20 protein-coding genes are annotated in these 22,379 nt (G+C 74.4%); 8 read left to right on the forward strand and 12 right to left on the reverse strand.

The window, feature by feature from the left end:
- Positions 1 to 59: 59 nt before the first annotated feature.
- On the reverse strand, positions 60 to 335 hold the full coding sequence (locus tag IEY99_RS14060) for an isoamylase early set domain-containing protein (protein WP_189203163.1): 276 nt from the start codon (positions 333 to 335) through the stop codon (positions 60 to 62).
- Between the two features lie 74 nt (positions 336 to 409).
- Here IEY99_RS14060 and IEY99_RS14065 point away from each other — a divergent pair, with 74 nt between their 5' ends.
- Positions 410 to 865 carry a GNAT family N-acetyltransferase gene (locus IEY99_RS14065; protein ID WP_189203165.1) on the forward strand — a complete coding sequence of 152 codons (456 nt, stop codon included), beginning with the start codon at positions 410 to 412 and terminating at the stop codon, positions 863 to 865.
- Here the strand turns inward: IEY99_RS14065 and hemQ are convergent.
- Complete coding sequence (gene hemQ, locus IEY99_RS14070) at positions 837 to 1,541, reverse strand: hydrogen peroxide-dependent heme synthase (protein WP_189203167.1); 705 nt, start codon at positions 1,539 to 1,541, stop codon at positions 837 to 839. The genes IEY99_RS14065 and hemQ overlap by 29 nt on opposite strands.
- The gene (locus IEY99_RS14075; protein ID WP_373293344.1) at positions 1,538 to 2,935 is read right to left on the reverse strand and encodes a protoporphyrinogen/coproporphyrinogen oxidase; all 1,398 of its coding nucleotides are present in this window, start codon (positions 2,933 to 2,935) and stop codon (positions 1,538 to 1,540) included. The genes hemQ and IEY99_RS14075 overlap by 4 nt, the downstream gene beginning before the upstream one ends.
- Positions 2,936 to 3,045: 110 nt before the next feature.
- Here IEY99_RS14075 and IEY99_RS14080 point away from each other — a divergent pair, with 110 nt between their 5' ends.
- Positions 3,046 to 3,228, forward strand: coding sequence for a hypothetical protein (locus tag IEY99_RS14080; RefSeq protein ID WP_189203169.1), 183 nt, complete (start codon positions 3,046 to 3,048; stop codon positions 3,226 to 3,228).
- Here the strand turns inward: IEY99_RS14080 and hemE are convergent.
- On the reverse strand, positions 3,218 to 4,267 hold the full coding sequence (gene hemE, locus IEY99_RS14085) for a uroporphyrinogen decarboxylase (protein WP_189203171.1): 1,050 nt from the start codon (positions 4,265 to 4,267) through the stop codon (positions 3,218 to 3,220). The two genes, IEY99_RS14080 and hemE, sit on opposite strands and share 11 nt — an antisense overlap.
- Positions 4,268 to 4,343: 76 nt before the next feature.
- Here hemE and IEY99_RS14090 point away from each other — a divergent pair, with 76 nt between their 5' ends.
- Complete coding sequence (locus tag IEY99_RS14090) at positions 4,344 to 4,910, forward strand: DUF3000 domain-containing protein (RefSeq protein WP_189203173.1); 567 nt, start codon at positions 4,344 to 4,346, stop codon at positions 4,908 to 4,910.
- Here IEY99_RS14090 and IEY99_RS14095 read toward each other — a convergent pair.
- Positions 4,907 to 5,899 (reverse strand): S1C family serine protease, encoded by a 993-nt coding sequence (locus IEY99_RS14095; RefSeq protein WP_189203175.1) that lies wholly within the window; start codon positions 5,897 to 5,899, stop codon positions 4,907 to 4,909. The two genes, IEY99_RS14090 and IEY99_RS14095, sit on opposite strands and share 4 nt — an antisense overlap.
- Before the next feature lie 165 nt (positions 5,900 to 6,064).
- Between IEY99_RS14095 and IEY99_RS14100 the strand changes: the two genes are divergently transcribed.
- The 5 genes from IEY99_RS14100 (at position 6,065) to IEY99_RS14120 (ending at position 12,809) form a co-directional block, all read left to right on the forward strand.
- Positions 6,065 to 7,372, forward strand: coding sequence for an HRDC domain-containing protein (locus IEY99_RS14100; RefSeq protein ID WP_189203177.1), 1,308 nt, complete (start codon positions 6,065 to 6,067; stop codon positions 7,370 to 7,372).
- Between the two features lie 116 nt (positions 7,373 to 7,488).
- The gene (locus IEY99_RS14105) at positions 7,489 to 8,685 is read left to right on the forward strand and encodes a thiolase family protein (RefSeq protein ID WP_189203179.1); all 1,197 of its coding nucleotides are present in this window, start codon (positions 7,489 to 7,491) and stop codon (positions 8,683 to 8,685) included.
- Between the two features lie 5 nt (positions 8,686 to 8,690).
- Positions 8,691 to 10,751 (forward strand): 3-hydroxyacyl-CoA dehydrogenase NAD-binding domain-containing protein, encoded by a 2,061-nt coding sequence (locus IEY99_RS14110; protein ID WP_189203615.1) that lies wholly within the window; start codon positions 8,691 to 8,693, stop codon positions 10,749 to 10,751.
- Between the two features lie 152 nt (positions 10,752 to 10,903).
- Positions 10,904 to 11,716 carry a hypothetical protein gene (locus tag IEY99_RS14115; protein ID WP_189203181.1) on the forward strand — a complete coding sequence of 271 codons (813 nt, stop codon included), beginning with the start codon at positions 10,904 to 10,906 and terminating at the stop codon, positions 11,714 to 11,716.
- A 136-nt stretch (positions 11,717 to 11,852) separates the two neighbouring features.
- Positions 11,853 to 12,809 carry a hypothetical protein gene (locus IEY99_RS14120; RefSeq protein ID WP_189203182.1) on the forward strand — a complete coding sequence of 319 codons (957 nt, stop codon included), beginning with the start codon at positions 11,853 to 11,855 and terminating at the stop codon, positions 12,807 to 12,809.
- Here IEY99_RS14120 and IEY99_RS14125 read toward each other — a convergent pair.
- From IEY99_RS14125 to IEY99_RS34205, 7 genes are all read right to left on the reverse strand, one after another.
- Positions 12,802 to 14,007: a sensor histidine kinase gene (locus IEY99_RS14125; protein WP_189203617.1), complete on the reverse strand. Its 1,206-nt coding sequence runs from the start codon at positions 14,005 to 14,007 to the stop codon at positions 12,802 to 12,804. The genes IEY99_RS14120 and IEY99_RS14125 overlap by 8 nt on opposite strands.
- Before the next feature lie 26 nt (positions 14,008 to 14,033).
- Positions 14,034 to 14,726 carry a response regulator transcription factor gene (locus IEY99_RS14130; protein ID WP_189203184.1) on the reverse strand — a complete coding sequence of 231 codons (693 nt, stop codon included), beginning with the start codon at positions 14,724 to 14,726 and terminating at the stop codon, positions 14,034 to 14,036.
- A gap of 87 nt (positions 14,727 to 14,813) precedes the next feature.
- Entirely contained in the window at positions 14,814 to 16,130 is a 1,317-nt protein-coding gene (locus tag IEY99_RS14135) for a hypothetical protein (protein ID WP_189203187.1), read from the reverse strand.
- A gap of 153 nt (positions 16,131 to 16,283) precedes the next feature.
- The gene (locus tag IEY99_RS14140) at positions 16,284 to 17,621 is read right to left on the reverse strand and encodes an outer membrane protein assembly factor BamB family protein (protein WP_189203189.1); all 1,338 of its coding nucleotides are present in this window, start codon (positions 17,619 to 17,621) and stop codon (positions 16,284 to 16,286) included.
- A 2-nt stretch (positions 17,622 to 17,623) separates the two neighbouring features.
- The gene (locus IEY99_RS14145; protein ID WP_189203191.1) at positions 17,624 to 18,955 is read right to left on the reverse strand and encodes an outer membrane protein assembly factor BamB family protein; all 1,332 of its coding nucleotides are present in this window, start codon (positions 18,953 to 18,955) and stop codon (positions 17,624 to 17,626) included.
- Positions 18,956 to 18,998: 43 nt separating this feature from the next.
- On the reverse strand, positions 18,999 to 20,924 hold the full coding sequence (gene dxs, locus IEY99_RS14150) for a 1-deoxy-D-xylulose-5-phosphate synthase (RefSeq protein ID WP_189203193.1): 1,926 nt from the start codon (positions 20,922 to 20,924) through the stop codon (positions 18,999 to 19,001).
- A 96-nt stretch (positions 20,925 to 21,020) separates the two neighbouring features.
- Positions 21,021 to 22,316, reverse strand: coding sequence for a class I SAM-dependent RNA methyltransferase (locus IEY99_RS34205; protein WP_189203619.1), 1,296 nt, complete (start codon positions 22,314 to 22,316; stop codon positions 21,021 to 21,023).
- Positions 22,317 to 22,379: the final 63 nt, after the last annotated feature.

Here is a 22,379-nt window from a genome sequence, read left to right on the forward strand (position 1 = left end):
TAGTTATTTGCAGTGTCAACTAAAAGGTAGGGGGTTCCCGCGGATATCGGGCCGAAACGTCAGAGAAGCAACTCGCTGCCGTGCGGGCCCACCGCGTCGGCGTGCTCGTCGTCCAGCCACACGCCGTCGCTGGCGAGATAGCGGAAGCGGTAGTGCCCGGGCTCCAGGCTCAGCGTCACCGTACGCGTGCCGTCCCGCCGGATCTTCAGCTCGTGCAGCCCGGGCTTCCAGTCGTTGAACGTGCCGACCACGCTGACCGTGCCCTCCGGCGCGTCCTTCGGCAGGCAGAACGTCACCCGGGTCTTGTTGCCGAACAGCTTGCTCCGCTTGATCATGTGTCCCCCTGGAATGCCGCGCTCCAGGGAGGACAACGGCCGAGGACGCGAGAAGTGACGCATAAGATGCCACGATGCATCCCCAGGAGGAGATCCGCGTGGCGTCCTTCGGCGAGCTCGACGTCGCCACGCTGTACGCGATCCTCAAGCTGCGCGTCGACGTGTTCGTCGTCGAGCAGAACTGCGCGTACCCGGAGCTCGACGGCCGCGACGACGAGCCCGGCACCCGGCACGTCTGGCTGGCCCGCGGCGACGGCATCCTCGCCTACCTGCGGATCCTCGACGACCACGGCACCGCGCGGATCGGCCGGGTGGTCACCGCGGCGAGCGCGCGCCAGGGCGGCGCCGCGAGCCGGCTCCTGGCGCACGCGCTCACCGTCGTCGGCGACCGGCCCGCCACCCTCGCGGCGCAGGCGCACCTGACCGGCTTCTACGGCCGCTTCGGATTCGAGGTGGCGGGCGAGGCCTACGACGAGGACGGCATCCCCCACGTACCGATGGTCAGGGCAGCGCGGCGACGATCTCGGTGACCGAGCGGCGGCGGCCGGTGTAGAACGGCACCTCCTCGCGGACGTGCCGGCGCGCGCCGGAGGCCCGCAGGTCACGCATCAGGTCGACGATGCGGTGCAGCTCGTCGGCCTCGAAGGCGAGCATCCACTCGTAGTCGCCGAGCGCGAACGACGCGACCGTGTTCGCCCGCACGTCCGGGTAGCCGCGGGCCATCCGGCCGTGCTCGGCGAGCATCGCGCGGCGCTCCTCGTCGGGCAGCAGATACCACTCGTACGACCGCACGAACGGGTACACGCAGATGTACGGCCGCGGCTGCTCGTCGGCGAGGAACGCGGGCAGGTGGCTCTTGTTGAACTCGGCCGGGCGGTGCAGCGCCATCTGCGACCACACCGGCGTCAGGTGCCGGCCCAGGGCGGTACGCCGGAACAGCCCGTACGCCTCCTGCAGCGCGTCGGACGAGCCGGAGTGCCACCACACCATCACGTCGGCGTCCGCGCGCAGGCCGGCGACGTCGTACGTACCGCGCACCGTGACGTCCTTGCCGGCGAGCTGCTCGAACAGCGTGTCCACCTCGCCGGCCAGGGCGTCGCGCAGGGCCGGAAGCGGCGTCGTGGCGCGGAAGACCGACCACATGGTGTAGCGGATCGTGGCGTTCAGCTCGTTGATCCGGGCGGCGTTCGTCTGCGCCTCGCTCATCGCTCCTCCAGGTGTTTCAGGACGTCGTCCGCGGCGTTCTCGCCGCTGGCCACACAGGCCGGGATGCCCACGCCGTCGTACGCGGCCCCGGCCAGCGCGAGGCCGGGGCGCCCGCTCAGCGCGGCCCGGGCCCGCGCGACCCGGTCGAGGTGGCCGGGGGCGTACTGGGGCAGCCCGCCGCCCCAGCGCTGCACCCACGAGGCCACCGGCGGCGGCAGCTCTCCCCCGGCAAGGCGGCCCAGCTCGGCGTGCGCGGCCGCGGCGAGCACGGCGTCGTCGTGCTGCAACCGCTCCTCCTCGCCGGAGCGCCCGAGCGAGGCGCGCACGATCACCGGGCCGTCCGGGCGGGCGAGGTGCGGCCACTTCCGGGTGAAGAACGTGGCCGCCTTGACGAGCGTGCCCTCGGCCGGCGGCACGAGGAAGCCGGAGAGCTCGGGTAGCGGCGTGCCGGGCGGCAGGGCGAACGCGGCGAGGGCGACGCTGGCGTACCGGAGCCGGTCCACCTCGGCGGCCGCCTCGGGATCGACCCCGGTGAGCATGCGGGCCGCCGGACGGGCGGGCATGGCCAGCACCACCGCGTCGACGTCGTCGATCTGCGGGGCGGGCACCGGCCCGAGCAGCAGCCGCCATCCGTGCGTCGTGCGGGCCAGCTCGCGCACCGGCAGGCCCAGGCTGATGCGGGCGCCGGCGGCGGTGGCCGCGGCGGCCACCAGGCGGCTCATCCCGCCGTCGACGGCGGCGAAGACCGGCCGGCCGGGCACCCGGACGGACGCGGCCTGGGCGGCCCGGACGGCGGCGGACAGGGTGTGCTCGGTGCGGGCGGCGCGGGCCAGGGCCGGCAGGGTGGTGGCCAGGGAGAGCTGGTCGGCGCGGCCCGCGTACACCCCGCCGAGCATCGGGTCGACGAGCCGGTCGGCGATCTCGTCGCCGTACCGGGCGCGGACCAGCGCGCCGACCGTGACGTCCTCGCCGGGGGCGAGCAGCGGGCGGCCCTCGTCGCGGTCGGCGTCCGCGGTCGGGCGCGCCAGCTCGCCGAGCAGGCTCAGATCCCCTGGTACGCCCACGAGCGTCCCCCCGGGCACCCGCTCCAGCCGACCCTCGACCGCCAGCGCGGCGGGGATCGGCGCGGGATGCACGAGGGCGTCGCCCAGCCCGACGCGCCGCACGAACCGCACCGCCGCCGACTCGCCGCCCTCCGGCGCACCCGCCAGGAACGACTCGGCGCCGCGCTCGACCGTCGCGCCCGCCAGCTCCCCGGTGCGCAGCTTGCCGCCGAGCCGGCCGGACTGCTCGTACACGATGATGTCGGTGCCGGCCGGCGCCCGGTCCCGGATGCGCACCGCGGCGGCCAGCCCGGCTATCCCGCCGCCGACGATCGCCACCCGCTTCCGCACGCCCACCACACTGTCAGGTCCCCTGCGCACCCGGCCACCGGGGTCGTTCGATGTGATCCCGTTCGGGGAAACGCCGCCGGACGCCCGCCGGACCGGCCTAGCCTGGCGCCGTGGACTATCAGGTGGCAGTGACCGTCGAGCAGCTGGCCGAGTGGTACGTGCGACTGAAGGGACTCGCCGACGCCCACCACGGGCATCCGACCGCCGACCGGCTCAAGGACCTCGCGCAGGAGGTCTACGAGTCGGTGCCGTCCGAGTGGTGGGCGTCGCAGCCGGAGCCGCTCAAGAACTAGCGCTCTCCTTGTGGACCAGCTCCACCAGGCGGGTCAGCACATCCGGATCGGTCTCGGGCAGCACGCCGTGGCCCAGGTTGAACACGTGCCCGCGGGCCGCGCGCCCCTCGGCGAGCACCCGGCGGGCCTCCCGCTCGACGACCTCCCAGGGCGCGAAGAGCACCGCCGGGTCGAGGTTGCCCTGCAAGCAGCGGTCCGGGCCGACGATGCCCGCGGCCGTGCCGAGCGGCGTACGCCAGTCGACGCCCACCACGTCCGCGCCGGCCTCGCCCATCGCGCGCAGCAGCACGGCGGTGCCGACGCCGAAGTGGATGCGGGGCACGCCCGCGCCCTCCAGGCCGGCGAGCACCCGCGCCGAGTGCGGCAGTACGTACTCACGGTAGTCGGCCTCGGAGAGCGCGCCGGCCCACGAGTCGAAGAGCTGGACCGCGCTGACCCCTGCCTCGACCTGGACCCGCAGGAAGGCCAGGGTGATGTCGGCGAGGCGGGAGCACAGCTCGTGCCAGAGCTGCGGGTCGCCGTACATCATCGCCTTGGTCTTCAGGTACGTCCGCGAGGGTCCGCCCTCGACCAGGTAGCTGGCCAGGGTGAACGGCGCTCCCGCGAAGCCGATCAGCGGGGTGGCGCCGAGCTCGGGGAGCAGCAGGCGGACCGCCTCCGAGACGTAGGAGACGGCGCCGGGCTCCAGCGGCCGCAGCCCCTCCACGTCGGCGCGGGTGCGGATCGGCGCCGCCACCACCGGGCCGGTGCCGGCCACGATGTCGAGGTCGACCCCGGCCGCGGCGAGCGGCACCACGATGTCGCTGAAGAAGATGGCCGCGTCGACGCCGTGCCGGCGCACCGGCTGCAGGGTGATCTCGGTGACCAGATCCGGGCGGCGGCACGACTCGAGCATGCCGACGCCCTCACGGATCTTGCGGTACTCGGGCAGGGACCGGCCCGCCTGACGCATGAACCAGACGGGGGTGTGCGGCACGTCCAGGCCACGGCAGGCGCGTACGAAGGCGGAATCCGCGGATGAGTTGGTCACCCGCGCCATCGTGCCACGTGAGTGAACCGGGGCGTGCGGCGCGCCGCGCGCGGACGGAAGGCAGTGATCGGCATAGGCTTCCTCCATGGCGCCCTCCCCCGCTGCACCCGAGGCGTTCACCCGCGCGGTGGCCGGGCTGCGAGCGTCCGCGCCGCGCGAGGAGATCCTGCTCGAGGAGATCGCCGCGCCGCAGCGGCTGGCACCGTACGGCTTCGCGCTCAGCGCGACGGTGCTGCGCGACGGCGACGAGGTGGCCAGCGGCCGGCTGATCCTGCTGCACGACCCGGCGGGGCACGACGCGTGGCGCGGCGACCTGCGGCTGGTCACGCTGATCACCGCGGAGCTGGAGGCGGACCTGGCCGGCGACCCGCTGCTGCCCGCGGTCGCCTGGACCTGGCTGACCGACGGCCTGGAGCAGCACGGCGCGGCCTACACCGCGATCGGCGGCACCATCACCCAGACCACCTCGACCCGCTTCGGCGAGCTGGCCGGCCCGGCGCCGACCGCCGACCTGGAGATCCGCGCCTCCTGGACGCCCACCTCCGACGACCTCGGCGCCCACCTCCAGGGCTGGTGCGCCATGCTCGCCTCCACGGCAGGCCTCCCCCCGCCCGGCGTGACGGCCTTCAACCGCCAGAGAGCGGCGACCTAGCAGACCTTGAAGGCTTCGCAGGCGGTCTTGATGGGTACGGCCAGGCCGATGCCCTCGGCGTCGCGGGCCTTGGCGGTGGCGACGCCGATGACCTCGTCCGCGGCGTTGACCACCGGCCCGCCGGAGTTGCCCGGGTTGATCGGCGCGTCGAACTGCAGCGTCGGGCCGTCACCGGACCGGAAGGCGCTCACCACGCCGGTCGTCACGGTGTCCTCCAAGCCGAGCGGCGCGCCCACGACCACCACCTGCTGACCCGGCTTCACCGACTCCGGCGCCGTGGCGAGCCCGGCGATCTGCCGGTTCGCCCGCAGCAGGGCCAGGTCCTCGCCCTCCTCCACCTTGACGATCGTCGCGGACACCTCGTCCTTGCCGCGCTCCAGGAACACCTTGCGGCCGCCCGACTTCCACACCGACTCCACCACGTGGAAGTTGGTGATCAGGTTCGCCTTGCCCTCCCCGGCGGCGTCGCCGACCGAGAACGCCGTACCCGTGAACTCGCCGGCCCGCACGCGGAACACGCTCGGCAGCACCGACGACGAGATGGCCTCGGGGTCGAAGACCCCGGCGAGCTGCTTCTCCAGCCGCTCGGCCCGCTGGGTGAGCTCGGACTCGCGCTGCTGCGCCGCGGCGAGCCGGTCGTTGATCCGGCTGTCGGCACGGTCGAGCCGCCACGCCATGAACCCGGCGCCGCCGAGCAGCACCAGCGCCAGCAGGGCCGGTCCGACCCGGCCCCGGCGGGCCACCTCGACCGGCTCGGCCACGACCGGATACGGCGCCCCGCCGGAGGGCGAGGCGAGGAAGGGCCCGGTGTCCCGGCGCGCCGGACGCGGATGACCCACCCGCGGCGGCGGCGCCGACGGCCGCGCCGCGGTCGCCCACTCCCCGGACGGATGGTCGGGCAGGCTCAGCAGCGGGTCCTGCGGCGGCCGGCGCTGCCCCGGCACCCCGAACTGGCCCGGCACCCCGAAGGGGTCGTAGGCGGTCGTCATGGAAGTCCGGATCTCCGATCGTGAGGCTCCGGCAGGTAGTACGGACGGAACCGGCCTCGCGGACGGGTCCCGGGGCATCCGTTTTCCGCGATCAAGCGGATCGAGCGCCGACGCGCCGGTACCCGGCTGCACACGCGGGGGGAGGTACCCCCGTACGGTTACGGAGTGACCGACGAAGCACCCCAGCGCCGTCGGGACGCGCCGGACCACGCTACCGACGGACCGCACGACGTCCCGCCCGACCCTTCCGGCGGTCCCGAGCCTGCCCGCGCCTCCGTACCGCTGACCGCGCCGCGCGACGGCACGCCCCGGCCGGTGGAGACCGCCGAGGAGCTGGCCGAGGTCGTCGCCCGGATAGCCGCCGGCTCCGGGCCGGTCGCCGTCGACGCCGAGCGGGCGTCCGGCTACCGCTACACCCAGCGGGCCTACCTGGTGCAGCTGCGCCGCGAGGGCGCCGGCACGGTGCTGCTCGACCCCATGCCGCTGCCGGACCTGCGCACGCTGGACGCCGCGCTCGCCGGCACCGAATGGGTGCTGCACGCCGCGAGCCAGGACCTGGCCTGCCTCGCCGAACTGGGCATGAAGCCGCGGCGGCTGTTCGACACCGAGCTCGCCGCGCGGCTCGCGGGCTTCGAGCGCGTCGGGCTGGCCGCGCTCACCGAGCAGTTGCTCGGCTACTCGCTGGAGAAGCACCACTCGGCCGCCGACTGGTCCACCCGGCCGCTGCCGGAGTCCTGGCTGACGTACGCGGCGCTCGACGTGGAGCTGCTCACCGACCTGCGCGACCATCTCGCCGACGAGCTCGAGCGGCAGGGCAAGGCCGCCTGGGCCGCCGAGGAGTTCGCCGCGCTGGTGGCGGGCGCCGACCGGCCGCCGCGCGCCCGGCCCGACCCGTGGCGGCGCACCTCCGGCATCCACCGGGTCCGCGGCGCCCGGGCCCAGTCCCGCGTCCGCGCCCTCTGGTACGCCCGCGACGGCGTCGCCGCCCGCCGCGACTCGGCCCCCGGCCGGGTGCTGCCGGACTCGGCCATCATCGCGGCCGCCGAGCTGGACCCCAAGGACGAGCGGACGCTGCTGGGCCTGCCGGGCTTCGGCGGCCGCTCGGTACGCCGGCTGGCCCGGGTCTGGCTGGACGCCCTGGACGCCGCCCGCGCCCTGCCCGACGACGAGCTGCCGGTGAACCAGCCGGTCGAGGGTCCGCCACCGCCGCACCGCTGGGCCGAGCGCGATCCGGTCGCCGCGGCCCGGCTGCAGCGCTGCCGCCAGGTCGTGATCGCCACGGCCGAGGCGCACACCCTCCCGCCGGAGAACCTGATCAGCCCGGACTTCATCCGTCGCCTGGCCTGGTCGCCCCCGGCCGGGGCCACCCCGCAGTCGGTCGCGGAGACCCTTCAGGGCTTCGGCGCCCGGGCCTGGCAGGTCGGCCTGATCGCCGACGCCCTCGCCAAGGTCCTCCCCGATCCCACCGCCTGACCCCACCTCAGAGAGCTCATTTACAGCTTTGCCACACTTGCTGGTCCCCGATGGTTACCGGCGAGTAGCATCTCCGGTGTCAAAGCCCTGGGTTCACGCCTGCAAGGAGGCTTGTTGTGCCCCGAGTAAGTCGCGAGGTCGTCTTCGTCGACGGCGTCCGCACCCCGTTCGGCAAGGCCGGCGGCATGTACGCCGAGACCCGTGCCGACGATCTGGTGATCCGGTGCATCCGTGAGTTGATGCGCCGCAACCCGCAGCTCCCGCCCGAGCGGGTCGACGAGGTGGCGATCGCGGCCACCACCCAGATCGGCGACCAGGGCCTGACCATCGGCCGCACCGCCGCGCTGCTGTCCGGCCTGCCCAAGACCGTTCCCGGCTACGCCATCGACCGGATGTGCGCCGGCGCCATGACCGCGGTGACCAACGTCGCCGGCGGCATCGCCATGGGCGCGTACGACGTCGCCATCGCCGGCGGTGTCGAGCACATGGGCCGGCACCCGATGGGCGAGGGCGTCGACCCCAACCCGCGGATCCTGGCGGAGAAGCTGGTCGACCCGTCCGCGCTGGTCATGGGCGCCACGGCGGAGAACCTGCACGACCGCCTGCCGAACATCACCAAGGAGCGGGCGGACGCCTTCGGCCTGGCGTCGCAGGAGAAGACCGCCAAGGCGTACGCGAACGGCAAGCTGCAGCCCGACATGGTGCCGGTCGCCGTCCGCAGCGTCGAGGAGGGCTGGGGCCTGGCCACCGTCGACGAGGCTCCCCGCGAGACCTCGATGGAGAAGCTGGCCACCCTCAAGACCCCGTTCCGCCCGCACGGCCGGGTCACCGCCGGTAACGCGGCCGGCCTCAACGACGGCGCCACCGCCGCGCTGCTGGCCGACGAGGAGACCGCCCGCGAGCTGGGCCTGCCGGTCGCCATGCGGCTGGTCTCGTACGGCTTCGTCGGCGTCGAGCCGGAGATCATGGGCTACGGCCCGATCCCGTCCACGGAGAAGGCGCTGCGCCTGGCCGGCCTGACCATCGACGACATCGGCCTCTTCGAGCTGAACGAGGCGTTCGCGATCCAGGTGCTCGCGTTCCTCGACCACTTCGGCATCGCCGACGACGACCCCCGGGTCAACCCGTGGGGCGGCGCGATCGCCATCGGCCACCCGCTCGCCTCCTCGGGTGTCCGGCTGATGACGCAGCTCGCGCGCCACTTCGCCGAGCGCCCCGAGGTCCGCTACGGCCTCACCGCGATGTGCATCGGCATCGGCATGGGTGGCACGGTCATCTGGGAGAACCCGAACTGGGAAGGTGCGGACAAGTGACGGCTCTGCCTGAGTACCCGAACGAGGTCGTGACCAAGGCGCTCGTACGCCTGGTCAAGGTGCCGGGCCTGGACAAGCCCGCCGCGCTGATCACCCTCGACAACGGGCTGGACTACAAGAAGCCCAACAGCTTCGGCCCGGGCGGCCTGCGCTCGCTCGACGAGGCGATCACCAAGGCCACCGAGGCCGAGCCGGCGTTCATCGCGGTGACCGGCAAGCCGTACATCTTCTGCGTCGGCGCCGACATCACCGGCGTTCCCCTGATCAAGCAGCGGGAGCAGGCCGTCGCGCTGGGCGAGCTGGGCCACCGGGTCCTCGCCCGGCTGAAGAACTCCGCCATCCCGACCTTCGCGTTCATCAACGGCGCGACGCTCGGCGGTGGCCTGGAGACCGCCCTGCACTGCCACTACCGCACGGTCTCCACCGGTGCGGCCGCGCTGGGCCTGCCCGAGGTCGCGATCGGCCTCATCCCCGGCTGGGGCGGCAGCCAGCTCCTGCCGAACCTGATCGGCGCGCCGGGCGCGGCGCAGATCATCCTGCAGAACCCGCTCACCCAGAAGGTGCTCAAGCCGAAGCAGGCGGCCGAGATGGGCGTCGCCGACGTCCTCTTCGAGGCGGCCGACTTCCTGGAGAGCTCGCTGGCCTGGGCCGCCGGGGTGGTCAAGGGCGAGATCACCGTCGAGCGTCCCGAGATCGACCGGGACATGTGGGACGGCGTGCTCTTCTTCGCCAAGCAGCAGCTCGACGAGAAGCTGCACGGCGCCGTCCCGTCGGCCAACAAGGCGCTGGAGCTGCTCGCGCTCGCCAAGGACGCGACGTTCGAGGAGGGCACCGCCGCCGAGACCGAGGCCCTCGCCGACCTCATCATGGGCGACGAGTGCCGCGCCAGCATGTACGCGTTCGACCTGGTCCAGCGCCGCGCCAAGCGTCCGGTCGGCGTGCCGGACAAGGAGCTGGCCCGCAAGGTCACCAAGGTCGGCATCGTCGGCGCCGGCCTGATGGCCTCGCAGCTCGCGCTGCTGTTCGCCCGGCGGCTGCAGGTGCCGGTCGTGCTCACCGACCTCGACCAGAGCCGGGTGGACAAGGGCGTCGAGTACGTCCGCGGCCAGATCGACAAGATGGTCGGCAAGCGCCGGATGGACGAGGGCACCGCGGCCAAGCTGCGCGGCCTGGTCAGCGGCTCGGTGGACAAGTCCGTCTTCGCCGACGCCGACTTCGTCATCGAGGCCGTCTTCGAGAACCTCGAGCTGAAGAAGCAGATCTGGGCCGAGATCGAGAAGATCGTCGGGCCGGAGACCGTGCTGGCCACCAACACGTCCTCGCTGTCGGTGACCGAGATGGCGGCCGACCTCGAGCACCCCGAGCGGGTCGTCGGCTTCCACTTCTTCAACCCGGTCGCGGTCCTGCCGCTGCTGGAGATCATCAAGGGCGAGCGTACGGACGACGCCACGCTGGCCACGGCGTTCGCGGTCGGCAAGGAGCTCAAGAAGTCCTGCGTGCTGGTCAAGGACGCCCCGGCGTTCGTGGTCAACCGCCTGCTGACCCGCTTCACCAGCGAGGTCTTCCGGGCGATCGACGCCGGCACCCCGCTGGCGACCGTGGACACCGCGCTGGACCCGCTGGGCCTGCCGATGCGCCCGATCGCCCTGCTGCAGCTGGTCGGCCCGGCCGTCGCCTACCACGTGGGTGGCACGCTGCACGAGGCGTTCCCGGACCGCTTCGGCGACAGCCCCAACCTCAAGAAGATCGTCGACGCCGGCCTGCCGCTGATGGTCGACGACGAGATCAACCCCGAGGTGGTCAAGCTGGTCGAGGGCGGCGACGCCCCGCTGACCGCCGACGAGGTACGCCAGAAGGCGCTCGACGCGCTCGCGCAGGAGATCCGGCTGATGCTGGACGAGGGCGTGGTCGCCGAGGCGCAGGACATCGACCTGTGCATGATCCTCGGTGCCGGCTGGCCGTTCCACCTGGGCGGCGTGACGCCGTACCTGGACCGCAGCGGCACGTCCGAGCGGGTGACGGGCAAGCGCTTCCTGCCCGAGGGCCTGGCCAGCGTGCCGGCCTGACGCCACGAAGCACCGACGCCCCCGCGCCCGCACCGGCGCGGGGGCGTTCTTCGTCACCCCACTTGTGCCGCAACAGTGACGGTTTGACGACCCCACCTGCAACCGGTGGTGGATAGGCTCCGGCGGCTGACCTCATTAGCTCTGGAGTGTTCATGTCACAGCCGCCCTATCCGCCCCCTCCCGGCCAGCCCGGTCCCGAGTCGGGCGGTGGCTACCAGCCGCCGGCGGCTCCCGGCGCGTACCCGCCGCCCGGTGGATACCCGCCGCCCGGCGGTGCCGAAGCCTACCCGCCGCCGCCCACCTCGGGGGGCGGCGCCTACCCGCCGCCCGGAGCCGGTGCCTATCCGCCCGCCGGCGGCGCGGCACCGCAGTTCGGGGCGCCCCCGGCGAAGAAGAAGGGTTCGGCGCTGAAGGTGGTGCTGATCGTCTTCGCCGTGCTGGCCGTGCTCTGCGCCGGCGGCATCGCCGCCGCCGTCTACTTCGGCCGGGAGAAGATCAACCAGGTCGTCGACGCCTCGAAGATCACCGTGGTGGAGCCGGCGACCCTCGGCGGACGACCCAAGGCCAGCGACCCGTCCCTGCGCAACAGCCTCAACGGCGCGATGGACGACATCCCCGGCGCGACCGCGTCGGTGGGCGCGGTCTACGGCGACGTCCAGAAGCAGGACCTCGTCATGGTGGCGGCGGTCTCGTCGATCAACGGCACCGCGCAGAGCCGCTACGACGAGTTCGCCAAGGACATCGGCGAGGGCGGCTTCGAGATCAAGAACCTCACCGACACCGACCCGGGCCCGCTGGGCGGCATCGCCAAGTGCGGCGACAGCGAGACGTCGGGCGTCAAGATGGCGGTCTGCGTGTGGTCCGACAACGGCAGCGTCGGCATGATCGGGATGCTCTTCAAGGGCAAGGCCGAGCTGGAGAAGGAGTTCATCGCGATGCGCGGCCAGGTGGAGAAGAAGGCCTGAGGCGGCACTCGGCACGTCCGACCCGCGGCGAGCCCCGTCACCCCGGTCACTCCGGTGTGGCGGGGCTCGCTCCGTCAGGGGAACCACACGGGCCTCGATGCGGCTAAGCTCCCCCCAGCCCGAAATTGGAGCGTGGATGTCACAGCCGCCGAACCAGCCGCCCTATCCCGAGCAGTACCCGGGACAGTCCTATCCCCCGCCCGGCCCGGCGCACGGCGGCCAGCCGATCCCGGCGCAGCCGTTCCCGCCCCAGCAGGGCTATCCGGCGCCGCCGTACCAGGGCCAGCCGAACCCCGACGTGCCGCCGTCGGTGCCGCCGGGCTACCCGCCGCAGCCCGGATACGGCGTGCAGCCGCCGTACCCGCAGCCGGAGTACGGCCAGGCCGGCTATCCGCAGTCCGGTCCGCCGCTGGGCGCCGGCTACCCGCCGCCGCAGCCGCAGCCCAAGTCCCGGGCGCTGGCCATCACGCTGGTGTCGATCGCGGTGGCCCTGGTGCTCTGCGTCGGCGGCGGCACGGCGCTCTACCTGGTGGGCCGCAACGCCGCCGACGACGTCACCACGTCGCCGACGGCCGCGCCGGTCGCCCCGTCGGCCACCCCCGAGCGGACGGAGTCGACCGAGGAGCCGGCCGCCGACATCACCGTCGTGGAGCCCAAGACGCTGGGCGGGCGTCCGAGGGTGACCGACCCGCAGTTCGCCGGGGCGGTCGACGAGCTCAAGGAGGAGCTCGAGGACATGCCCCGGGCCACCGAGACCGTCGGCGCCCTGTACGGCACCCCCGCGGAGCGCGACCTCGTGATCGTCGCCGCGGTGGCGTCCGAGGTCGAGGACCCGCAGCGCGAGCTGAATGCCACCTTCCTGGGCGCGGGCGTCAGCGGCCTCAAGCTCACCGGCCTCACCACGCCGTCGGCGGGCAGTCTCGGCGGCGTGGCCAAGTGCGGCAAGGGCGAGGCCGGCGGCGCACCCGTGGTGGTGTGCGGCTGGGCCGACGAGGGCAGCGTCGGCCTGTTGATCTGGTACTACAAGTCGATGAACTCCGCCAAGGCGGAGTTCCCGAAGCTCCGGGCCCAGGTCGAGAAGGTCGCTAACTGAGCTCGGCCCGGGGCGTGCCGAGCCCCTTGGTGCGCCGCACGGCGGCGGACGCGGCCACCACCGGGGTCGTGTCGGCCGCCGGCAGGCTCACCGTGACCTCCAGCCCGCCGCCGGGCTGGGCCACGGCCGACACCGTCCCGCCGTGGGCGTCGCAGACCGCGCGGACGATGGACAGGCCCAGGCCGGAGCCGCGGGAGCCGGTGCGTTCCCAGCCGCCCCGGCGGAACGGCTCGAACAGCCCCGGCACGTCCCCCGGGTCCACCTCGTAGCCGGTGTTGCCGACGACCAGTTGCGCCTGACCGTCGACGTTGCCGGTGCGCAACCAGAGCTTGCCGAGCAGGTGGTTGTAGCGGATCGCGTTCTCGATGAGGTTGCCGGCGAGCCGGTCCAGCAGGCTGGGGTCGCCCACCACGTGGGCCGCCTCGAGGTCGGTCGTCACCTCGAGCTTCATCCGCTCCGCCTCCGCCTTGACCGCGGACAGCGCGTTGTAGACGCTCGTGGCCAGATCGGCCGGGACCTTGCGGACCAGGCGGCGCCCCGACTGGGCCTCGCTGCGGGCCAGCACGAGCAGCGCGTCGACCAGCCCGTTGGCGCGCTCGGAGGCGTTGCGGACCACCTTGGCCATGCGGCGGTACTCGGCGACGTCGGCCTCGTCGTCGCTGAGGGTCACGTCGATCTCCGTACGCATCACCGCCAGCGGCGTCCGCAGCTCGTGCGAGGCGTTCGCCACGAAGCGCTTCTGGGACTCGAAGGCCCCCGCCAGCCGGTCGAGCATCGCGTCGAACGTGCTGGCCAGCTCGGCCACCTCGTCGTCCGCTCCGGAGTAGCGGATCCGCTGGTCGAGGGTCTCCTCGCCGAGCCGGCGGGCGGTCGCCGTCACGTGGTGCAGCGGGCGCAGCGCCCGACCGGCCACGGCGTACGCCCCCGCGATGCCGATGATGCCGATCGCGAAGAGCGCCAGCAGCCCCTTGACCAGGAGCTCCCGCGAGGCGCTGTCGACGAACGAGGTCTGCCAGGTGAGCGCGTCCACGCGGCTGCCGTCGGCGAGGGTGACCTGGCTGCCGGCCTGCAGCTTGTCCTGCGGGTTCACCGCGTCGACGAGCAGCCAGGCGAGCAGCACCAGGATCCCGCCGGCGCCGACGAGCAGGATGCCGTTGAGCAGGGTCAGCCGGAGCCGCAGCGTCGGGCGCAGCCGCATCCGCTCGCGCCGGGTCGCGTAGACGGTCACGCCGCGCCGCCCGCGGGGGACACCACGACGGGGTCGGGAACGCGGTATCCGGCGCCGACCACCGTCTCGATCAGCGGCGGGTCGCCCACCTTCTTGCGCAGGGTCATGACCGTGACACGTACGGTCGTCGTGAACGGGTCGGTGTTGGCATCCCAGACGCGTTCCAGCAGCTCCTCGCTGGACACCACCCCGCCGCGGGCCTTGAGCAGCTCCTCGAGGACGCCGAACTCCTTGTTGGTGAGCTCGATCGGGGCGCCGCCGCGGGTGACCACCCGGCGGGTCTGGTCGAGGACGAGGTCGCCGACCGTCAGCACCGGCGGCGCGGCCGGGGTGGCGCGCCGGCCCAGCGCCTGCACCCGGGCCACCAGCTCGTCGAAGGCGAACGGCTTGGGCAGGTAGTCGTCGGCGCCGAGCTGGAGGCCCTCCACCCGGTCGGCGACGGTGCCGCTGGCGGTGAGCATCAGCACCCGGGTCAGCGCGCCGGACTCGACCAGCGCCGCGCAGATCTCGTCGCCGTGCATGCCGGGCAGGTCCCGGTCGAGCACCACGACGTCGTAGCGCGTCACGTACGCCATCTCGTGGCCGCTCGTGCCGTCGTAGGCGACGTCGACCGCCATGCCCTTGCGCCGCAGCCCCCGCGCGATCGCATCGCAGAGGTTCCGCTCGTCTTCCACCACCAGCACGCGCACCCGCGGGTCCTCCGGATCCTTCTCAGCCCGCCGCCCAGCTTCGCCGCAGCGGTGTGAAGAGGCTGTGAGTGCCAGGCTACCTGCGGGTCACGATCCGGTAAGGGGCCAGATGGCGACCGACGCGTCGATGCGGCGGCAGACCAGGACCTCGCCGGTGCTCCGGCAGTCGCCGGAGACGCCGGTCGCCTCGCCCAGCACCCGGACGGCCCGGGTCCGGGGGTCGAGGGCCGCGTACCGGACGACGTCGTCGCCGATGCGCTGCCGCAGGCCCACCACGGTGCCGTCGGTGCGGACCGCGCCGACCGCGCGCCACCCGCCGAAGTCGCCCCGCGGCGCGCCGGTCCGGGCGTCGACGACCGCCAGCGGGTACCGCGCCTCCAGGCCCTCCGCGCCGGTGACCAGCAGGTGCGGCCCGGCTTCCAGGGCCGAGGTCCAGCGCGGGCTGGACCACCGGTGCGCCCCGGTGGCCCGGTCGACGACCTCGACGCCGCCGCGATAGCCGAACAGGCAGATCCCACCGGCGCAGTCGGCCTCGACCCAGCGGCCGGCCAGGTCGAGCGCGCTGGTCCAGCGCCGGCGAAGATCGCTCAGCAGGTACGCGGTGACCCCGCCGAGCCCGCCTACCAGCACCAGGTCCCCCGCCGGCCAGACCGTGACGCCCCGGCGCGACCAGCTCGGCGGCACGGCGACGTCCACCGCCGCGACCACCCGCCCGCTGACGGTGTCCCGGGCCTCCACGTGCCCGGCGGCGGTGGCGGTGACCAGGCGCCGCGGGAAGCCGTCGGCGGCGTGCCCGGCCTCGGTGGTCTGGCCGGCGCCGGGCGGGCGCACGGTCCAGCGGGTCCGGCCGGTGGCGAGGTCCAGGCCGTACCAGGTGACGCCGCCGAGCCGCGGGCCGGTCCCGCGCAGGAGCACGACGCCGTCGGCGGCGGAGACCCCCAGCAGGCGGGCGGGCACCTGCCAGAGCAGCCGGGCGGTTCCGGCGGCCACGGCCACCGTGCCCTCGGCGGCGACGGTGTCGGCCTGGTACGACACCAGCACCGTGCCGCCGGCGAGCGTCACGGCGAGGATGGACCCGGGCACCGGCGCCGTGGTGCGCAACAGCGGTTCCCCGGCGGGCAGCGCGTACGTGCGGACGACCCGGTCGCGCACCTCCGACAGCCGCGGCCCGGGGGCGTCGACCACGTGCAGCAGATCCCGCTCGACGATCATGGTGTCCCCCAGCGCGGCGGGCACGACGACCGGCGCCCGCGGGGCCGCCCGCGGCACCGCACCACCGGCCAGCGCGGTCAGCACGACGGTCACGGCGGCCAGCGCGACCCGCGGGTGCCTCCTCCGCCGGGCGGGCGCGGGCGCCGGCTGCTGGTGGCGCAGCTCGCCGAGGTCGATGACGACGTCGCCCACGCCGCCATTGTGCGCCGCTCACGACCGCCCGGCTGTCCTCCTCGAGCGCCCGGCGCAGCCGAGCGGCTTCGGCAGCAGATCGGGCACGTCGGCGAGGCCCAGGGCGACGGCCATCTCGTCGCTGCACCTCGCCGGCCCGCTCCCGCGCGGCCGTCAGTTCCCGTACCGGTAGATCGCCACGCCGCCGGGGACCTCGCAGCCGACGTGCATGGCGTCGGCGCGGCACCGGTCCACGCCGACGGTGAACCGGCCGAGCGGCCGGACCCCGGCGGCCCCGGCCCGCAACAGCCCGATCACGGTGGACCCGTCCGGTTCCCGCCTGGTCAGCAGGTACGCGTCGCCGTCCGGCAGGGGCACGGAGTTCTGCCACGGCGTCAGATCGATCTGCGGCCGCCCGGTACGCCGGTCGAGCGTCCGCAGCAGATGCGCCCGGGACTCCAGGTGCAGCACCGTCCCGGCGCCGAAGGAGAGCAGGTCGGCCTCGGTGCCGGCGTCCCAGAGGGTCGCGCCCGTGCCGGGATCCAGGACCGCCAGACCCGTGGCGGTCTGCCGGCAGGGCAGCCCGGAACAGGCCGCGGTGTTGCCCAGGGCCTCCGAGTGGTCCTGCCGCCAGAGCGGGGCGAGGGTGTCCCACGCGTACGCGGTGACCTGGACCCGCTCGCCGTAGGCGCCGTGGTAGACCAGCACGACGTCGCCGGCGAGCTCGAACCAGCTGGGCATGTCGTCGTCCACCCGCGGCATCTTCCGCTCGCGCAGTACGGCGCCGGTCGCCGACGCGCGCACCGCGAGCCGGTCGGCGGAGAGCACCACGAGCTCCCGGTGCGGACCGCCGGTCGCCGCCGCCGAGATGGAGCCCGGCTCCGAGACGGTCCAGTGCGGGCGGCCGGTGGCGAGGTCGACGCGGGACAGGGAGGTGCTGAGCGCGGGCTCGGTGTGCAGGACCTCGCCGGTCGTGCCGTACAGCGGGCCGGGTGCGCCGGAGTCCGGGTCGTACTCGGTGCCGGGCCGGAACCGTTCCTCGTTGACCAGGCCGGTGCGGTCGTCCAGCGGCTGCACGAGGGTGGGCGAGCGCCACCGCAGGGCCCCGGTCCCGGCGTCGAGGAAGGCGGTGGACCGGCCGATCCGGAGCAGCACCACGCCGTCGGACACGGCGGTGATGAAGTACGGCTCGCCCCCGACTTCCGGCGGCCCGGGCACGTTCCACAGCTGCCGTACCGGATCGGTGGCCCAGGCGGCGATCCGCGGTGGGCGGTCGTCGGCGACGTCGAGGGTGTAGAGGCGGCCGCCGGAGATCAGGAAGTCCGTGGCGCGTTCGAGCGGCACGTCGCCGAGGTGCCGCCACATCCCGGCCACGGCCGGAGCGGCGCCGCCGAGGGCCAGGACCAGGACCGCGGCGAGGAGCAGGCCGAGGCGGCGGTAGACGTACGCGGGTGGCGGGGTGGTCGCCTCGGGCCGAGCCGGCGTTCCGGGGGTCAGCTCGATCAGCGCCACGCTCAACCCCTTCGTTCGTACGCCCAGACCTTCAGCTCGCCGGAGATGGACCGGCAGGCCAACCGGCCCGGTCCGGCCTGGCAGTCCCCGGTGCCGGCCGGCAGGTCGGACAGCGGCCGCGGACGGGCGTCGCCGGGGGCCGCGACCGCGACCATGGTACGGGCACCCGCCCGGACGGTCCGCGTAACGAGCAGATGGTCGCCGCCCGTGCCGGAGACCAGGCGCCAGCCGTGCAGATCGGTGAGCACCCGGCCGGTGCCGGGGTCGACGATGCCGACCAGGTCGGTCTCGCCCGCCGTGCCGGACGCGACGACCATGCCGCCGTGCTGCTCGACGCCGCGCCAGCCGGGGCGGAACCACGCCTCGGCGCCGTCGGCCGCGCGGACCGCCCGCACGCCGTCGGGCCCGGCGAGGCACGCCAGCTCGCCGCAGGGGACGGCGCCGTAGGCCGAGCCGGCCGGCCGGCTCCAGCGCTGCCGCAGCCCGGGGTCGAACGCGGTGACCATGCGGGCGTCGGTCGCCGGGTCCCCGTCCGTCGCCGGGTGCCGCAGCAGCAGGAGACCGCCGGCGACGACGGGGTTGTCGGGGCCGTAGTCGGCGGCCGGCAGCCGCGCCCGGGTGAGCGTCGCGCCGGTGGCGAGGTCGTGCACCGCGGCGGTGCGGTCGTCGTGCACGAGCAGCATGCGGGCCGGCCGGCCGGCCGCGCCGGGCAGGCCCAGCAACACGGCCGTCGACGGGATCGGCACCCGCCAGCGGGTACGCCCGGTGACCGGTTCGACCGCCTCGACGGCGCCCTGCACGCGCCGGCCGGGCCCGGAGAAGCTGCGTACGGCGGTGACGGCGAGCAGGGTGTCGGAGCCGGCCACGGTGACCACGCTGCCGGGACGCCGCCAGCGCGCCGAGCCGTCGGCCAGCGACACCGCGGTGGTGCCGCGATCGACCCGGGTGGAGCCGGCGTACGGGCGCAGGAGCACGAGCCCGCCGCCGGTGCGCAGCCGGTAGCTGGGCGCCTCGGAGCCGGCCTGCCAGCGCATCCGCCCGTCGCCGAGGTCGTACGCGGCCACCGTGCCCAGGCTCTGGGCGAGCAGCTCGCCGGTGCCGGTCAGCGTGTACGGGTCCGCGGGCCCGATCGCCACCGACAGCACGGGCGACAGCGGCGGTGGCGGGGGCGCGGCGGACGCGGCGGAACCGAGCAGCACGATCACCGCGATGAGCGCGGCCGGGAACCAGCGCGGCACGGTCCGGCCCTGCGGGGAGGCGTACTCGTCGGGCTCGCCGCGGGACAGGCCCAGGTCGATGACTACCGTCGCGCCGCCGAACGTCTCCGCCGCCATACCCCCAAAGGTAACGGCTTAATAACGAAATCGCCCATCCGCGTCAGGATGTGGGCTGGCGCTCCTCGGCCGGGTCGTCGAGCCGCGAGACCCATTCGGTCACGTCGCGGGCGATGTCCTGCGCGGTGAGCCCGAGCGAGGCCAGGATCTCCGCGCGGCTGCCGTGCGGGTGGAAGCCGGCCGGCACGCCGAAGTCGCGCAGCGGCACGGTCAGGCCCGCGTCCCGCAGCGTGCTCGCCACGGCGTCGCCGACCCCGCCGGCGCGGACGCCGTCCTCCACCGTCACCACCAGCCGGTGCGCCCCGGCCAGGCCGACGAGCTCGATCGGCACCGGGCGCACCCAGCGCGGGTCGACGACGGTGACGCCGTACCCCTGCTCCCCGAGCCGCTCGGCGACCTCCATGCCGAGCCGGGCGAAGGAGCCCACGGCGACCAGCAGGACGTCCTTGCGGTCCTCCTCGCGCAGCACGTCGACCGGGCCGACCCGGCGCAGCGCCGGCAGGTCGGCGGCGACCGATCCGGTCGGGAAGCGCACGATGGTCGGGCCGTCGTCCACGGCGACCGCCTCGCGCAGCTCCTCGCGCAGGGTGACGGCGTCGCGCGGCGCGGCGATGCGCAGGCCCGGGACGACGCCGAAGACGCTCATGTCCCAGATGCCGTAGTGGCTGGGCCCGTCCGGGCCGGTGATGCCCGCGCGGTCGAGCACGAAGGTGACCGGCAGCTCGTGCATGGCCACGTCGAGCAGGACCTGGTCGAAGGCGCGGTTGAGGAAGGTCGCGTACACCGCGACGACCGGGTGCAGCCCGCCCATCGCGAGGCCCGCCGCGGAGGTGGCCGCGTGCTGCTCGGCGATGCCGACGTCGTACACCCGCTCCGGGTACTTCCTCGCGAGCGCGGCGATGCCGGTGGGCTCGGCCATCGCGGCGGTGATGCCCACCACGTCGGGACGCTCGTCGGCGATCGCCACCAGCTCCTCGGCGAAGACGTGCGTCCACTTCACCGACGGCGTGGCGGTCAGCGCCCCGGTCTGCGGGTCGAAAGCACCCGGGCCGTGCAGGCAGTCGGCCTCGTCGTCCTCGGCGGGGCGGTAGCCGTAGCCCTTGCGGGTCACCGCGTGCACGATCACCGGGGCGTGGAAGCCCTTGGCGCGGCGCAGCGCCGACTCCATCGCCATGATGTCGTGGCCGTCGACCGGGCCGATGTACTTGATGCCGAGGTCCTCGAACATCGCCTGCGGGTTGACCGCGTCCTTGATGCCCTTCTTCACCGCGTGCAGCACCTCGTACGCCGGCTTGCCCACCACCGGCGTCGCGCCGAGGGCGTTCTTGACCAGGTCGAGCACCCGCTCGTAGCCGGGGTTGAGGCGCAGCGTGGAGAGGTGGTCGGCGAGGCCGCCGATCGTCGGCGCGTACGACCGGCCGTTGTCGTTGACCACGATGACCAGCGGGTTCTTCGCGGCGGCGATGTTGTTGAGCGCCTCCCAGCACATGCCGCCGGTCAGGGCGCCGTCGCCGACCACCGCCGCGACGTGCCGCTCCTCGCCGCGCAGCGCGAAGGCCTTGGCCATGCCGTCCGCGTACGACAGGGCGGTGGAGGCGTGCGAGTTCTCGATGAAGTCGTGCTCGCTCTCGGCCCGGCTCGGGTAACCGGTGAGGCCGCCGCGCTGCCGGAGCAGATCGAAGCCGTCCTGGCGGCCGGTCACGATCTTGTGCACGTACGCCTGGTGGCCGGTGTCGAAGAGGATCCGGTCCCGCGGCGAGTCGAAGACCCGGTGCAGGGCCAGGGTCGTCTCCACCACGCCCAGGTTGGGGCCGAGGTGCCCGCCCGTGCGGGAGACCTTGGCGACCAGGAAGTCGCGGATCTCGGCGGCGAGCAGGGTGAGTTGCTCAGGGCTCAGGCGCCGGAGGTCACCGGGCGTCTCGATGGTGCCGAGGATGCCGGCCGCCGTCTGATCGCTGCGCTCGCTCATGAGGCGTCAGTCTATCCGCGCCGGGCTCGCGCGCATCCGGCCCGATGCATTACTGCGACGTCCTGCACAAAACCTGCACAACCGGCGGACGGAGACTCAGCTCACCGCGGTCGCGTCCGGGACCAGCAGCGCCACGCACTCCACGTGCTGGGTCATCGGGAAGCAGTCGTACGCCCGCAGCGCCTCGAGCCGCCACCCCTCGTCGGCGAAGGTCCGCACGTCGCGGGCCAGCGCCGCCGGGTCGCAGGCGACGTAGGCGACCGCACGGGGCCGGGCCGCCGCGACCGCCCGGACGACCTTGGCGCCGGCACCGCTGCGCGGCGGATCCAGCACGACCAGGTCGACCGGCCCGGCGATCCGGCGCCGGGCGAGCGCGGCGTCGACCCGGGCCGCGACCACCTCCGCACCGGCCACCCCGGCGAGGTTTCGGCGGGCGGCCGCCACCCCGGCCGGCGACGACTCGACCACCGTCGTCCGCGCTCCGGTCCGGGCGGCCACGGCGGCCGCGAACAGCCCGGCGCCGCCGTAGAGGTCCCAGCAGACCTCGCCCGGCTCGGGTCGCAGCAGTGCGAGCACGGCGTCCACCAGCGTGTCCGCCGCCGCCGGGTGGATCTGCCAGAAGCCTTCGGCGGGCACGTGCCACTCCCGGCCGGCTGCCAGCTCCCGGACCTCGGGCGCGCCCTCGATCAGCGCGCGGTCACCGCCGTGCGCCTCGTCGAGCATCGACCCGGCCGGGTCCGCGTCCGCGGAGCCCGGCGGGGGCGCGCCGGCGCCACGCGCGGCGCGGGCCAGGACCGTGACGTCGCCGCCGGTGGAGGCGACCGCCTCGACGGCGCTGACGCCCGGCCACAGCCGCGACGTGACATCCAGTTCCCGCAGCCGTGGATGGGCGATCCGGCAGAAGTCGATCGGCACGACCTCGTGCGAACGGTGCTTGAGCAGGCCGGGGCGGTCGGCGGCGTCGACGGCGTAGCGGATCCGCGAGCGCCAGCCCAGCGGCCCGCCGGGCAGCGCCCGCACGGCCGGGTCCAGCTCGCCGATCCGTTCGGCGCTCAGCCCGCCCAGCCGCTGGAGCAGCTCGCGCACGACCGCGGCCTTCCACTCGCGCTGCGCCGCCGGGGCGACATGCTGCAGGTCACAGCCCCCGCAACCGCCGGGACGCGCGTACGGGCAGGGCGGCGTCACCCGGTCCGGCGAGGCGTCGTGCACGGCCACCGCGTCGGCGCGCAGATAGCCCCGGTGCAGCTCGGTGATCTCGGCCGTGACCCGTTCCCCCGGCAGGGCGTGCCGCACGAACACCACGCGGCCGTGCTCCCCGCCGAGGCGGGCCACGCAGTGCCCGCCGTGCGCGGGCGCCCCCGTCACCAGCTCGACGCGGTCGCCCTCCACCAGGTCCTGGCTCGGGTCTTCCGCTGCGGGCGAGCTGAGCCGGACGCCGGCGCCCTCCCCGGCCGG

Origin of the sequence: Couchioplanes azureus, assembly GCF_014648355.1 — a bacterium.
GTDB lineage: Bacteria > Actinomycetota > Actinomycetes > Mycobacteriales > Micromonosporaceae > Actinoplanes > Actinoplanes azureus.

Excerpts from the sequence above, each read along its gene's own strand:
- IEY99_RS14060 (WP_189203163.1), bottom strand. The coding sequence starts at position 335 with ATGATCAAGCGGAGCAAGCTGTTCGGCAACAAGACCCGGGTGACGTTC.
- IEY99_RS14065 (WP_189203165.1), top strand. The coding sequence starts at position 410 with ATGCATCCCCAGGAGGAGATCCGCGTGGCGTCCTTCGGCGAGCTCGAC.
- hemQ (WP_189203167.1), bottom strand. The coding sequence starts at position 1,541 with ATGAGCGAGGCGCAGACGAACGCCGCCCGGATCAACGAGCTGAACGCC.
- hemE (WP_189203171.1), bottom strand. The coding sequence starts at position 4,267 with ATGGCGCGGGTGACCAACTCATCCGCGGATTCCGCCTTCGTACGCGCC.
- IEY99_RS14090 (WP_189203173.1), top strand. The coding sequence starts at position 4,344 with ATGGCGCCCTCCCCCGCTGCACCCGAGGCGTTCACCCGCGCGGTGGCC.
- IEY99_RS14095 (WP_189203175.1), bottom strand. The coding sequence starts at position 5,899 with ATGACGACCGCCTACGACCCCTTCGGGGTGCCGGGCCAGTTCGGGGTG.
- IEY99_RS14115 (WP_189203181.1), top strand. The coding sequence starts at position 10,904 with ATGTCACAGCCGCCCTATCCGCCCCCTCCCGGCCAGCCCGGTCCCGAG.
- IEY99_RS14120 (WP_189203182.1), top strand. The coding sequence starts at position 11,853 with ATGTCACAGCCGCCGAACCAGCCGCCCTATCCCGAGCAGTACCCGGGA.
- IEY99_RS14125 (WP_189203617.1), bottom strand. The coding sequence starts at position 14,007 with ATGCGGCTGCGCCCGACGCTGCGGCTCCGGCTGACCCTGCTCAACGGC.
- IEY99_RS14145 (WP_189203191.1), bottom strand. The coding sequence starts at position 18,955 with ATGGCGGCGGAGACGTTCGGCGGCGCGACGGTAGTCATCGACCTGGGC.
- dxs (WP_189203193.1), bottom strand. The coding sequence starts at position 20,924 with ATGAGCGAGCGCAGCGATCAGACGGCGGCCGGCATCCTCGGCACCATC.